A 13,718-nucleotide genomic window follows, 5' to 3' on the forward strand; every position below is an offset into this window, starting at 1 on the left:
TGCCGGATGAGCGGCGGCATGCCGCGTCATCCGGTACTGCCCGTTTAAATCGCGTCAAGCGCCGTGCGCAGGTCGTGGCGCAGGTCTTCGATGTCTTCGATGCCGACCGACAGGCGGATCAAGCCGTCGCCGATGCCCAGCTTGGTCCGTTGTTCTGCCGGGATGCTGGCGTGCGTCATCAGGGCAGGATGCTCGATCAGGCTTTCCACGCCGCCCAGGCTTTCAGCCAGGGCAAACACTACACAGCGCTCCAGGAAGCGGCGGGCGCCGGCCAGGTCGGTGTCCAGGTCGATCGAGATGATGCCGCCGAAACCATCCATCTGGCGTTTGGCCAGCGCATGTTGCGGGTGCGATTCCAGGCCTGGATAAAACACCTTGCGTACTTCCTTTTGCTGTTCCAGCCATTGCGCCAGCGCCAAAGCGCTCTGGCAGTGGCGCTGCATGCGGATGGCCAGGGTTTTTACGCCACGCAGGGCCAGGAAGCTGTCGAACGGGCCGGCAATCGCGCCCACCGAGTTTTGCAAAAAGCCCAATTGCTCGCGCCATTCCGCCTGGCGTTCCTCGGCGCCGACGATGGCGATGCCGCCGATGATGTCCGAGTGGCCGTTCAGGTACTTGGTGGTCGAATGGACCACGATATCGAAACCGTGTTCGAGCGGACGTTGCACCAGCGGGCTGGCGAAGGTGTTGTCGGCCACGGCGATGATGCCGCGTTCGCGGCAGATGTCGGCAATCGCACGCAGGTCGGCCAGTTTCAGCATCGGATTGGTCGGCGTTTCCACCCACACCATCTTGGTTTCCGGGCGAATCGCGGCCAGCAGGTTTTCCGGGTTCGTCAAATCGACATAGGTGAACTGATGGCCGGCCGAACGGCGGCGCACTCTTTCAAACAAACGGTAGGTGCCGCCATACATATCGTCGCCGGCGATGATGTGCGCGCCTGCGTCCAGCAATTCGAGCACGCTGGAAATGGCCGCCAGGCCGGAAGCGAAGGCAAACGCCGCGCTGCCGCCTTCGAGGTCGGCCACGCAGCGCTCCAGCGCCCAGCGCGTGGGATTGTGCGAGCGGCCGTAGTCCAGGCCCTTGTGCACGCCGGGGCTTTCCTGCACAAAGGTGGAGGTGGCGTAAATCGGCGGCATGATGGCGCCCGTCGATGGGTCAGGCGACTGGCCGGCATGGATGACGCGGGTAGCGAGGTGGCTCTTGCGGGAAGATGGATTGCTCAAGATAGTGTCCTGCGTAAGTGGTTGAGTAGGTCGAAACGCGTGATCAGGCCATAGAATACGGCATCGTCTGCCACCACGGCAGTCAAACCGCGGTCCAGGGTGGCGCGCAAGGCGGGCAGGCCGGCGGACGGCGCCAGGGTTTCGAGCTGGGTGGTCATGGTGGCGCCCACCAGCGAAGCAAAGTGTGCGGCGTCGCCAGAGACCTGCAGCAGCAAGTCCGATTCGTCGATGATGCCCACCAGCTTGCCCTCGGCGATCACGGGCAGCTGCGCCAGGTCGCTCGAACGCATGCGGTTGAAGGCCGTGAGCAGGGTGTCGCCAGGCGCCACGCTGACCACGTCGCCTTCGTCGTAGCGGCGGCCGATCAGGTCGCGCAAGTCGCCCGATACAGCGCGTTGCAGCAAGCCCTGGTCGCGCATCCAGCCGTCGTTATAGACTTTCGACAGATAGCGCGTGCCGGTGTCGCACACGAAGGTGACGACTCTTTTTGGCGTGGTCTGTTCGCGGCAGTATTTCAGGGCGGCGGCCAGCAAGGTGCCGGTCGAGGAGCCGCCCAGGATGCCTTCGGCGCGCAGCAGGGCGCGCGCGGAATCGAAGCTTTCCTGGTCGGTGATGGTAAAGGCGCGGCGCACGCCGTCCATGTCGGCAATCGAGGGGATGAAATCTTCACCGATGCCTTCCACCGCCCACGAGCCGCTGGTGTCCGACACCTTGCCCGATTCGATGTATTCGGTAAGGATGGAGCCTTGCGGGTCGGCCAGCACGAATTCCAGCTTCGGCTGCGCCTTGCGGAAGTAGCGGGTCAGGCCCGTCAGTGTGCCTGAAGACCCGACGCCAACCACGATGGCGTCCACGTCATGGCCGCTTTGCTCCCAGATTTCGGGGCCGGTGGTGGTTTCGTGGGCCAGCGGATTGGCCGGATTGTTGAACTGGTCGGCGAAGAAGGCGCCTGGCAGTTCGCGCGCCAGGCGCGCTGCGTAATCCTGGTAATACTCGGGGTGGCCCTTGCCCACGTCCGAGCGCGTGGTGTGCACCTCTGCTCCCAGCGCCTTTAAATGCAGTACTTTTTCAGTCGACATCTTGTCGGGCACGACCAGAATCACGCGGTAGCCCTTGATGCGGCCGACTAAAGCCAAGCCGATGCCGGTATTGCCGGCCGTCGCTTCGATGATGACGCCGCCAGGCTGCAAGCGGCCATCGGCTTCGGCTGCTTCGATGATGGACAGGCCGATGCGGTCCTTGATGGAGCCGCCCGGATTTTGCGATTCCAGTTTCAGGAATAGCTGGCACGGGCCGGTGTCGAGCCTGGTCACTTCGACCAGCGGGGTATTGCCGATCAGCTTGAATAGTGCTGCCGGTTCGGCAGGGGAGGGCATACGGTCATTCATGGTGGCTCCTGTCATCGAAACAGCCGCTCAGGATTGTGTCCCGGGCCGCTTTTCGCGCAAAAGGGCGGAGTGTAGGCGCGTCGGTAGCTTGCGCGAACGAATGTTTATGTGCTTGCTTATACATTTTGTGCATATCAACTCACAGTGGATGGGCGGGTTTCGCCGTGCCAGTATGCACCGTTTCTGAGCGCGTCGCCGCGCGGCTTGCGGCGCCTTCAGCGTGCAATTGCGCTGTCTCAAGCAGGCCATTGCCCTTTATAATCACGCCTCAAAAACGCAGTAAACAATATCCATTATTCAGACAGGGCGGCGACAGTGGCAAAACTTTATTTCCGGTATTCCGCGATGAACGCGGGCAAGTCGACGGCCTTGCTGCAGGTCGCGCACAACTATGAAGAGCAGGGCCAGCAAGTACGTTTGTACACGGCCGCCATCGACAGCCGCCACGGCGTGGGCCAGGTTACATCGCGGCTGGGGCCGCAGCGCGAGGTCGATATCTTCGATGCCGACACTGATTTCCTGGCCGAGATACCAAAAGTGGCCTGTCTGCTGATCGACGAAGCGCAATTTCTCACGACCCAACAAGTGCAGCAATTGCACCAGCTGGCGCAGGTCAAGGGCGTGCCCGTGATTTGCTACGGCTTGCGCACGGATTTCAAGGGCGAACCGTTCCCCGGCTCGGCCTACCTGCTGGCGCTGGCCGACGATATCGAAGAGCTGAAAAATATCTGCACCTGCGGCAAGAAAGCCACCATGAATATCCGCATCGACGAGCAGGGCCGCCGCATCCGCGAAGGCGAGCAGATCAGCATAGGCGGCAACGAGGCCTATCGGCAGGCTTGCGGGCGGTGTTTTTATTCCAGATAAATTGCTGTATTAGTTCCTCATCAAGGCGCCCCAGGCCCGCTGCCGGACCTGGGTACTGCCTCCAGTTTCTGCCTCTTCCCTTCCCATCCTTCTCATCCACACTTTTCCGACGTCAGAAATCCAGCATGCACGACGGCCTGGAAAACTGCTTTGCATGAAACGTGCGAAATAGACCATATTTGGCCGATTCTCCTTGTTTTTGCTGCATTATTTTACGAAAAATTTACACATCGCCATGCTCTTTTTCTGATTTTTTTATACTCGAATCGCTAAGCTTTGTCTGTATTCCAGCGCGTATTTCAGCGTGTCTCAAGACAGACATGAGGAGCCTGACCAGGCACCGGGAATGCTCGGTAGAGGTCGCTAAAAAAAATTGGTTTTCAACATAAAAGGGAAGTAACAGTATGGCTAAGATCAACACTGTCCGCCACCAGCTTGCATTGGCATGTGCCGGTCTCGGATTGCTTGCAATGACGGCAGCGCAGCCTGCGTTTGCGCAAGAAGCAGCTAGCAGCACGCCGGCAGCGACCGGCGGTGCGGCGGCAGGCAGTCCAGCAGGATCGGAAAACCTGTCATTTGCAGACCGGTTTGTGCATACCTACAAGGACTACCTGAACTGGAACGGCGATCCTGCGGATGCTGCGCCGACCTGGCGCAAGGGCTATCAGCCGCCGCCTGAGTCGTCGCCACCGATGCCGTTTACGGGCTGGCCGCTGGGCGGCTCCGAAACCATCGGCTACGACAATAGCTATTACGGCGCACTGATGGATGCTATTTATAGCGGTCCGAATGGCCAGGCCTGGAAAGACAGCCGGGTCACCGTGTATGGCTGGATTAATCCGGGCATGAACCGCAGCTCCTCGCATACGGCCTACAACACGCAAAATGGCACGGGCGGCAATTTCCCGGCCGCTTATTCCTACGCGCCCAACACCGTGCAGATGGACCAGGTTGCCTTGTATGTCGAGCGTACGCCAGATGTGGTGCAGACCGACCATTTCGACTGGGGTTTCCGTGTAGCAGCCTTGTGGGGCGCTGACGCGAAATATACCTTCTCGCGCGGCCTGTGGAGCAATCAATATACAAATTCGAATGGCAAGGTGGCCAAGAACGGCTATGACGTTCCGATGGCGTATCTGGAAGGCTATTTCCCTGGCGTCGCCGACGGCATGAACGTGCGTGTAGGCCGCTATATCTCGATACCCGATATCGAAGCCCAGCTCGCGCCGAATAACTATACCTATAGTCACTCGCTGCTGTACACCTATGATCCCTACACGCAGGAAGGTGCAGTCGCCACCATCAAGCTGAACAAGAACTGGACTGTCCAGGGCGAAATCTCGGGCGGCAATGACGTGGCGCTCTGGTACCACCCTAAAGTGCCTGCCACGTATATCAACGGCGCTGGTGCAACGGTGGCCAATCCGAATGCGGGCCAGAAAATCGGCGCGCAACTGACGCCTGCCGTCTGCGTGAACTGGACCTCGGACTCCGGCAATGACGCTCTGTATCCCTGCATGAACGGCGGCACGGGCATTTCCAACAAGGGCAATTACGGCTGGAACAATGTGCAGCATGAAGTGCTGACCTGGTATCACAAGTTCAACGACAAATGGCATATATCTACCGAGGGCTGGTATATGTATGAGAAAAATACGCCGAATATGCAGAATTCCGATGGCCAGGGCTTGTGGAACTCGTATTTTGCCGGCGCCAATTCGGTCGGTGGTCCGTTCGGCGCCATGGGTGGCAGAGGTTGCGGTCCTAACGACGGCGTCACTTGCACCTCGAAAGAATGGGCGTTCGTGAACTACATCGTGTATCAGCCTACGGCACGCGATTTCATCACCTTGCGTTCCGAAATGCTGGACGACGTGAATGGCCAGCGCACAGGCTTCCCGACCAAGTACACGGAATTCCTGCTGGGCTGGAATCACTGGATCGGCAAGGCGATCACGATTCGTCCAGAGATTCGTTATGAACACGCCGGCATGGCGGCCTACAACAACCCTTGCCCGGTAGCCGGCACGGCAGGCTGCGGTTCGACCGTCACCTCGGGATCGAATCACCAGTTCATGTTCGCCATGGATGCGGTGATCCACTTCTAAACGGACTTTCAGCATTACCTGGACGCTGGCGCATGGTCTGTGGACTATTGCGCCAGCACATTTTTCCTGCCTGAACTTGATAGTGACTCCTATGAAAAACCTCATCCTCCCCACACTGATCGCCCTTGGCTGCATGGCCAGCGCCAGCCTGGCCCAGGCGCAGCAGCAAGACGCCCCGTCCAAGCCGGCCAAACAGCAGGCATTGCCGCTGGACCACGGCCCGCACGCACAAGTTACGCCGTGGGTCAATCAACAGAAACGGCAACAGGCGGCAGCCGCAGCAAAGGCGAAACCGGCAGCACAGGATAAAAGTTAAAAAGATGCCTATGGCGGCTTTTTGTTAAATCCGGAGCGCTAAAAATAGTGCCGGGCTTGCTGATAAGCCGGTGTCCTGTCGCACGCTTACGCTTGCTTTTTTCGCGCCTGCATTGCCTGGCAACTTGAGTCTTTGTTTGCATTGTCAACTTGGGTAGATCATGTTTAGAAATAAGAAATACGTGGCAATCGGCGCCACGGCTGGATGCGCGCTGCTGGCCGCCATCGCCGTGTCCGCGAGCAAGAGTCCATCATCGCTGTCAGAAACGGCGGCGCCTGCCAAGGATGTGCAGAACAGTGTCACCTTGACCGAGGTGCAAGCTAAACAGATCCACATCGTCACCGCACAGTCCGGCAACTTCACGCCTCAGAGCGAGGCCGTGGGCTATATTGATTTCAATCAAGACCGTACCGTGCCCGTGTTTGCGCCCTATCAGGGACGGGTGCGGCAAGTGTTTGCGAAAGCCGGCGACGATGTCAGGCAAGGGCAGGCACTGTTCTCCATCGATAGCCCGGACCTGTTGCAGGCCGAATCGAACCTGGTGTCCACTGCCGGTGTGCTGGCCTTGAACAGCCGGGTGCTTGAGCGCGCAAAAAAGATGCTGGAAGTGCAGGTCAGTGCTCAAAAGGATGTGGAGCAAGCCATGTCCGACCAGCAGACGGCCGATGGCAATTACCGCGCCGCGCGCGATGCCGTGCGCATTTTCGGCAAGTCCGATACCCAGATCGATCAGATTGTCGCCAGCCGCAAGATCGATGGCGAGCTGACCATCAGCAGCCCGCTGCAGGGCCGTGTGACGGCGCGCAATGCCAGCGCTGGCTTGCTGTTGCAGCCAGGCACGACGCCGGCGCCGTTTACCGTGGCCGATTTGTCCACCATGTGGATGGTCGCCAACGTTTCTGAATACGATATGCCGCAGCTCAAAGTAGGTCAGCAGGCCGAGGTCACGGTCATGGCCTACCCCGGACAGACCTTCAAGGGCGAAATCAGCAATATTGCTGTCGCGGTCGATCCCAATACCCATAAAGCCGCCGTGCGTGCCGAGATCAAGGACGGACAGCATCTGTTGCATCCGCAGATGCTGGCCACCTATACGATTCGTACCGGCACTGCGCAGCATGCGATGGCGCTGCCCGTCAATAGCGTGGTGCGCGAAGGCGACGGCAGCATGACCGTGTTCGTCACGCAAGATGCCCGCACATACACCCGGCGTGCCGTCAAGCTGGGGCTGGAACAAAATGGCTTGATGCAGATCATCGACGGTCTCGCCGCCGGTGAAAAGGTCGCCTCAGACGGCGCCCTGTTCCTCAGCAATATGTTGTCCCTGCAATCGCGCTAGCGGCTCGCCGCCAGACGCTATCTGCCTGCCACCCCCATCCTGCATCCTGTCGAAAGAAAGAAGGCACATCGTGCTTAGAGGTCTCATCACGTTCGCATTGTCGCGCCGGCCCATCGTGCTGCTGGCCTTGCTGGTATTTATTGTCGCCGGCCTGTTTGCGTATTCAAAACTTAATATTGAAGCCTACCCGAATCCGGCCCCCGTGATCCTGGAAATTACGGCGCAGGCGCCTGGCTTGTCCGCCGAAGAGATGGAACGTTCCTACACGCGGGCGATGGAAGTGGGCCTGGCCACGACCCCCGGGGTGGACAACATCCGTTCGACCTCGTTTTATGGCTTGTCGTTCGTACGCGTGACCTTCAAATATGGCGTCGACTATTATTTTGCATCAACCCAGGCAGCCTTGAACCTGCAGCAGAATGTCAGCCTGCCCAATGGCGTGCAGCCGCAAATCCAGGCCTCCAGCCTGGTCGGCGAGGTATTGCGTTATCAACTGACGGGGCCGGCGCACACGGGATTGACGAATTTGCGCACCTTGCAGGACTGGGTGGTCACGCGCCGTTTGATGACTGTGCCGGGCGTGATGCAAGTGGTCACCTGGGGCGGCACCACCAAGGAATATGAAGTCGAAGCCGATTTGCACAAGCTGCAAGGCTTGGGCGTCACCTTGCCGCAGCTCATCAGCGCCGTGGGCAACGCCAATACCAACGTGGGCGGCCGCACCGTCAATATCGGGCAGCAATCGGTCAATATCCGCGGTGTCGGCCTGATCAAGGATACGGCGGACATCGGCAACATCGTGCTGTCGCAATCGAATGGCGTGCCGGTGCTGGTCAAAGACGTCGCCAAGGTCACCATAGGCGCCGCGCCGCGCCTGGGCAAAGCGGGCCGTGACGACCAGGATGATGTGGTGACGGGCATCGTGGTGATGAACCGCACCTTGCAAACCAATGAGGTATTGGCGCGCATCAAGACGGAGGTGGACAAGATCAACGCTGACGGCAGCTTGCCGCCGGGCGTGAAGATGGAACCCTTCTATGACCGCTCGACCCTGGTCAACGTCACCACGCATACGGTGCTGCACAACCTGATTTTCGGCTGCCTGCTGGTGTTTTTGATCCAATGGATATTCCTCGGCGATTTGCGCAGCGCCATCATCGTCAGCGCCAATATTCCGATTGCCTTGTTCTTCAGCATCATCATCCTGGTCATGCTGGGCGATTCCGCCAATCTGCTGTCGCTGGGCGCGGTCGATTTCGGCATCATTGTCGATTCCGCCGTGATCCTGGTTGAAAATATCTTCCGCAATTTCCAGAAAACCCGCTCACAGCAGCAGGATCTGATGGAAGAGCAAAACTTTGGCTTGCTGCAAGCCTGGTCCTTCCGTTTGCGCCTGCTGTATATCAGCGCCATCCAGGTGGACCGCGCGGTGCTGTTTTCCTCGGCGATCACGGTGGCGGCCTTTATTCCCTTATTTACCATGCAAGGGGTCGAGGGGCAAATCTTCAGCCCGATGGCGCGCACCTATGCCTACGCCTTGCTCGGCGCCCTGTTTGCCACGTTCACGGTGACGCCAGTACTGGCTTTTTTCCTGCTGCCGCAACATGTGGAAGAGACGGAAACCATGGTGGTGCGCGCCATTCGCCGCGTCTACACCCCGGTATTGGCCTGGGCTTTGGCCAAACGCAAGACCACGGTGGCCATCGGCCTGGGTTTCTTGCTGATCGCCGGCCTGATGCTGCCACGCATAGGCACGGAATTTTTGCCCGCGCTGGAAGAGGGCAATCTGTGGATACGCGCCACCATGCCTACCACCGCCTCGCTGGAAGCGGGCATGGACAAGGTCAACCGCATGCGCCGTATTTTGAAAGCACATCCTGAAGTCATCACGGCAGTGTCGCAACATGGACGGCCGGACGACGGCAGCGATGCCTCCGGCTTTTACAACGTGGAATTGTTCGTGCCGCTCAAGCCTTTCGATGAATGGCGCAAGGGCTACACCAAGGACATGCTGGTCAAAGACGTACAGGATCAATTTGCGGCCGAGTTTCCCGGCGTGGAGTTTAATTTTTCACAATACATCCAGGATAATATCGAGGAAGGTTTGTCTGGCGTCAAAGGCGCCAATTCCGTAAAGATCATCGGCCCCGACCTGGCGACGCTGGAAAAACTGTCGGACCAGGTCATGCATGAGATGCGGCAGGTCAAGGGCGTGGAAGACCTGGGCGTCTTCCGCGTGCTGGGACAACCGAACTTCAATATCACCATCGACCGCGCCAAGGCGGCGCGCTATGGCTTGAATACGGGCGATATCAATACGGTGGTGCAAGCGGCTGCCGGGGGTACGCAGGCGACTACCGTGCTGGAAGGCGATCGCCAGTTTGCCTTGACCGTCCGGCTGGCGCCGCAATACCGCTCCGATCTGGAAGCGATCCGCAATATCCCGGTCGCTTACACGGCCACGGGCGGCGGCACGGCCTATGTTGCCCTGCGCGAACTGGCCACGATTACGCTCGACACGGGCGCCTCGTATATCTTCCATGAGCGCAATGAACGTTTCATTCCCGTGAAATTCAGCGTCCGTGGCCGTGACCTGGGCAGCACCGTGGAAGAAGCGCAGGCGCGCATTGCCAGCAAAGTCGCCTTGCCGAACGGTTACCGCATCATCTGGGCCGGCGAGTTCGAGGAATTGCAGCAGGCCAAGCAGCGCATGCTGATCGTCTTGCCGATTGCACTGATGGCGATTTTGATCTTGCTGTACACCTTGTTCAATTCCCTGCGCGACAGCCTGCTGACCCTGGCTGCGATTCCTTTCGCGATTGCGGGCGGCATCGTCGCGCTGTATTTCTCGGGATTGCCCCTGAGTGTCTCGGCGGCGATCGGCTTTGTTTCCCTGTTCGGGGTGTCCGTGATGAATGGCATCCTGGTGATCAGTTATTTCAATCACCTCATCGTCGAGGGCAAGACGCCGCTCGAAGCGATGCGCGACGCGGCCGAGCAGCGCATGCGGCCCATGCTGATGACCGCCTTGTCCGCTTGCATAGGCTTGCTGCCGGCAGCCTTGTCGACCGGCATCGGCAGCCAGGTGCAACGGCCGCTGGCCATCGTGGTGGTGGGCGGCATGTTGCTGGGGCCGATCATGTTGTTGATCGTGGCGCCGGCGCTGCAAGTGATGGTATTGGGATGGTCGCGCAAGCGCCCCGGCCTGGCAGCCGCGCAGTCAAACGAAAAGGAAGCCTGATATGAAGCAATCAAGTTGGAAGCGGGCAGGTGGAAGTTATTATCGGAATGGCGCAGCAGTCTTGCTGGCAGCGCTGGCTTGTGGCGGCTGCGCCGTCGGGCCTGACTTCCAGCGCCCGCAAGCGCCTGACGTGGACAGCTATACGCGTGCACCCTTGCCTGCAATAAAGACCTCGGCAGCGTTGAAAGTGGAGCGCCAGTGGTGGACCGCGTTTGGCTCGCCGGCATTGAATGCGCTGGTGGAACGTGCTTTCCAGCACAACCCCAGCATCGCCAGCGCGCAGGCGGCCTTGCGCCAGGCGCAGGAAAGCACGGCGGCGCAATGGGGCAGTTATTTCCCCACCATCCAGGCGGGCTATGCAGCTAGCCGCCAGAAAAATGCGGTTGGCACGATTTCCCCGACCCTGACGTCGGGCGCGCCTTTGTACACCTTGCATACGGCGCAACTGTCCATCAGTTATGTGCCCGATGTATTTGGCCTGAACCGGCGCACGGTCGAATCATTGGGGGCGCAGGAAGAAACCCAGCGCTACCAGTTGCAGGCCGCGTACCTGACCCTGGCCTCGAATGTGGTGGCCGCTGCCATCCAGCAAGCGGCCCTGAGCGCACAAATTCATGCGACGGAAGCCGTGATTGCGGCCGCTACCGAGTCGCTCGCTGCCCTGCATCGCCAGGCGGAACTGGGCTTTGCCACGGGGCTGGACGTGGCCGCGCAGGAAACGGCACTGGCGCAGGCGCAGTTATCCTTGCCGCCGCTGTCGAAACAACTGGAACAGACGCGCAATTTGCTGGCCGTGCTGACCGGCAGTTTCCCCAGCCAGGGCAGTGTAGACGATATCGCCCTGGAGGCCTTGCAATTGCCATCGAGCTTGCCCGTCAGCCTGCCGTCGCAACTAGTAGATCAGCGGCCCGATGTGCGCGCCGCCGAAGCGCAGATGCATGCGGCCAGCGCACAGGTGGGCGTGGCGGCCGCCAACCGCTTGCCGCAGCTGTCGATTTCCGCCCTGTATGGCGGCAGCGCCACGCAGTTCAGCAAGATGTTTTCGGGCGACAACAAGTTCTGGGGACTCACGGGAAATGTCACGCAGACCGTGTTTGACTTCGGCACCTTGTTGCATCGCAAACGCGCTGCCGACGCTGCCCTGGACCAGGCCGCCGCGCAATACCGCAGCGTGGTCTTGAGCGCCTTCCAGAACGTGGCCGATACCTTGTATGCGCTCGATGCCGACGCGAAGTCGCTGTCTGCCTCAGTGGCGGCGGAAGTGGCGGCCAGGAAAACGCTGGATATGACGCAGCAGCAACTGGCCCTGGGTTATGTCAATGCCCTGGTCTTGCTCAACGCCGAGCAAGCCTGCCAGCAAGCCAGCATCGCACGGATACAGGCGCAGGCAATGCGCTACACGGATACGGCCGCCCTGTTCCAGGCGCTGGGTGGCGGCTGGGAAGGGGAGCAGTGATAGACGACGGCCATCTTCATTGGACATCGTCTTCCGCAAGCCCCACGTCCACATCTTCCGACAGGGCCAGGTCGCCCCGCTCGTAGGCGGCCAGGATGTCATTCGCCCTGGCCACGTCGCTTTCACGCACCAGTATGCGCGCGCCACCGATGGCGGGCGCCAGCAGCAGGTTGGCCTGCATGTGCTGGTCGTCCGTCAGGATGACGGGGATGCCGGCCGCTTCCAGGCAGCCGCGTATCACATGGGCGTCGGTGGGTATCATCAGCCTGGCGAGCAGGCAGTAGTCGTTATTGTTATCCATCGTTTCTCCGTCGGCAGGCCAGGTGCTGTATCGATTTCGCTCCATCTTAGCACTGCGTCATAGCTTTATCGGCCAGCATGGATAGAATAGGGCGACACTACCATGATGAGCATCCTTCACAGCCATTGCCATGCGCTGGCGTCCCCCTTGCTGTGCCGTTACCTTGATATCGGCCTGTATCTGGCGCCGTCGCTGCTGCTGGCGCTGCTGATCCGCTTTTTGTCGGGCCGTCATCCCTTCTTTTTTATTTTTGCGCTGGCCGGCACCCTGTGTCATGAACTCGCGCATTTTGGCATGGGGCTGCTGACAGCCGCGCAGCCGCGCTCGTTCAGCATCATGCCGCGCCGGGTGGGGCAGGGCTGGGAGCTGGGCTCGGTAACTTTGCGCAGCGTGCGCTGGTATAACGCGGCGCCTGTTGCGCTGGCGCCATTTTTAATCCTGGCGCTGCCGTTTGCGGTGGCGGCCTGGCGCACGCATCCGGGCTGGGCTTTCCAGTGGAGCGATGTGCTGCTGGCGTTTCTGGTGGCGCCGCAATTTCTGGCTTGCTGGCCATCCTTGATCGACTGGAAGATTGCGGTCCGCTCCTGGCCCTATGTGCCCGTGGCCGCCGGCCTGTTCTTGCTGCTGCGCCAGTTCCGGCCCGAGTGGCTGGAACTGGCGCATTGGCTGCCTGTCTGAGACAGTTTCTTACAGTACGGCCAGCATATCGTGCGGTTCCGGCCGGCGCGTGTAGTCGGGATTGACTTCCGCGTAGACGATCGTGCCATCCTGGGCGATCACGTAGCGCGAAGGCATGGGCAGGGTCCAGCTATCGTCGCCATTGGTGGCCGGCAAGTCGTTCTTGCGCGAGGCGTACAGTTCGACCAGATAATCCGGCAAGCTGTAGCGCACACCGAAGGCGGCGGCAACCTCGTTGCCTGCGTCATGCAGGATGGGGAAAGTCAGGTGATTGGTGCGCTGCGACTTGCGGCTGCTGGCGGCCAGTTGCGGCGAAATCGCGATCAGGCTGGCGCCAGCGGCTAGGAAGGCGGGCAACTCGTCTTGCAGGGCTTGCAGTTCCATATTGCAATATGGGCACCAGGCGCCGCGGTAAAAGGTGATGATCAGCGGGCCGCGCGCCAGCAAGTCTTTTGACGCCACCGGCTTGCCGTCAGCATCGTTCAAGCTGAAGGCAGGCGCCTGGTCGCCCACTTTCAAGGCGCGCTCGGCCAGGCTTGACGCGATCAGTTCTGCCGTGGCGCGGGCCATGATGGGGTGGATTTCCGGTGGCGTGTTGTAAGGCGGTTTGCCGGCGATGAAGTCAGCCCGGAAGGCGTCGAGTTTGGCTTGCAGTGTCATGCTCATGCTCCTGTCAATAATAAGGTGGTGTTGCTGCAGTCATTATTGGATGGCGTGGCAGTCTTTAACAGGCAGGCTGATGGACTAGTAAGTATTCCAGATGGGAATAGATGTTGGGCTTTAATGGCAGTTTGATGC

The 13,718-nt window shown here is 60.0% G+C and carries 11 protein-coding genes; 7 read left to right on the forward strand and 4 right to left on the reverse strand.

Annotated features, from left to right (window positions below):
- Positions 1-44: 44 nt before the first annotated feature.
- Positions 45-1,226, reverse strand: coding sequence for a trans-sulfuration enzyme family protein (locus HDE72_RS25570; protein ID WP_183747905.1), 1,182 nt, complete (start codon positions 1,224-1,226; stop codon positions 45-47).
- Complete coding sequence (locus tag HDE72_RS25575; RefSeq protein ID WP_409254985.1) at positions 1,223-2,614, reverse strand: pyridoxal-phosphate dependent enzyme; 1,392 nt, start codon at positions 2,612-2,614, stop codon at positions 1,223-1,225. The genes HDE72_RS25570 and HDE72_RS25575 overlap by 4 nt, the downstream gene beginning before the upstream one ends.
- 315 nt (positions 2,615-2,929) lie before the next feature.
- Here HDE72_RS25575 and HDE72_RS25580 point away from each other — a divergent pair, with 315 nt between their 5' ends.
- The 6 genes from HDE72_RS25580 (at position 2,930) to HDE72_RS25605 (ending at position 11,941) form a co-directional block, all read left to right on the forward strand.
- Complete coding sequence (locus HDE72_RS25580) at positions 2,930-3,481, forward strand: thymidine kinase (RefSeq protein WP_183747908.1); 552 nt, start codon at positions 2,930-2,932, stop codon at positions 3,479-3,481.
- 470 nt (positions 3,482-3,951) lie between these two features.
- Complete coding sequence (locus HDE72_RS25585; RefSeq protein WP_183747911.1) at positions 3,952-5,589, forward strand: outer membrane beta-barrel protein; 1,638 nt, start codon at positions 3,952-3,954, stop codon at positions 5,587-5,589.
- A 91-nt stretch (positions 5,590-5,680) separates the two neighbouring features.
- Positions 5,681-5,905, forward strand: coding sequence for a hypothetical protein (locus tag HDE72_RS25590; RefSeq protein ID WP_183747914.1), 225 nt, complete (start codon positions 5,681-5,683; stop codon positions 5,903-5,905).
- A gap of 160 nt (positions 5,906-6,065) precedes the next feature.
- Positions 6,066-7,244: an efflux RND transporter periplasmic adaptor subunit gene (locus tag HDE72_RS25595; protein ID WP_183747917.1), complete on the forward strand. Its 1,179-nt coding sequence runs from the start codon at positions 6,066-6,068 to the stop codon at positions 7,242-7,244.
- A gap of 70 nt (positions 7,245-7,314) precedes the next feature.
- Positions 7,315-10,485, forward strand: a complete 3,171-nt coding sequence (locus HDE72_RS25600) for an efflux RND transporter permease subunit (protein WP_183747920.1) — start codon at positions 7,315-7,317, stop codon at positions 10,483-10,485.
- A 1-nt stretch (position 10,486) separates the two neighbouring features.
- Positions 10,487-11,941, forward strand: a complete 1,455-nt coding sequence (locus HDE72_RS25605; RefSeq protein ID WP_183747921.1) for an efflux transporter outer membrane subunit — start codon at positions 10,487-10,489, stop codon at positions 11,939-11,941.
- 16 nt (positions 11,942-11,957) lie between these two features.
- Here HDE72_RS25605 and HDE72_RS25610 read toward each other — a convergent pair whose 3' ends face one another.
- Positions 11,958-12,242 carry a putative signal transducing protein gene (locus tag HDE72_RS25610; protein WP_183747924.1) on the reverse strand — a complete coding sequence of 95 codons (285 nt, stop codon included), beginning with the start codon at positions 12,240-12,242 and terminating at the stop codon, positions 11,958-11,960.
- 102 nt (positions 12,243-12,344) lie between these two features.
- On the opposite strand from HDE72_RS25610, the gene HDE72_RS25615 reads away from it, so the two are divergent.
- On the forward strand, positions 12,345-12,920 hold the full coding sequence (locus HDE72_RS25615) for a hypothetical protein (RefSeq protein ID WP_260176931.1): 576 nt from the start codon (positions 12,345-12,347) through the stop codon (positions 12,918-12,920).
- A gap of 9 nt (positions 12,921-12,929) precedes the next feature.
- Here HDE72_RS25615 and HDE72_RS25620 read toward each other — a convergent pair whose 3' ends face one another.
- On the reverse strand, positions 12,930-13,580 hold the full coding sequence (locus HDE72_RS25620; protein WP_183747927.1) for a peroxiredoxin-like family protein: 651 nt from the start codon (positions 13,578-13,580) through the stop codon (positions 12,930-12,932).
- Positions 13,581-13,718 lie beyond the last annotated feature (138 nt).

The organism is Janthinobacterium saanense (genome assembly GCF_014200675.1).
Classification (GTDB): Bacteria; Pseudomonadota; Gammaproteobacteria; order Burkholderiales; family Burkholderiaceae_D; genus Janthinobacterium.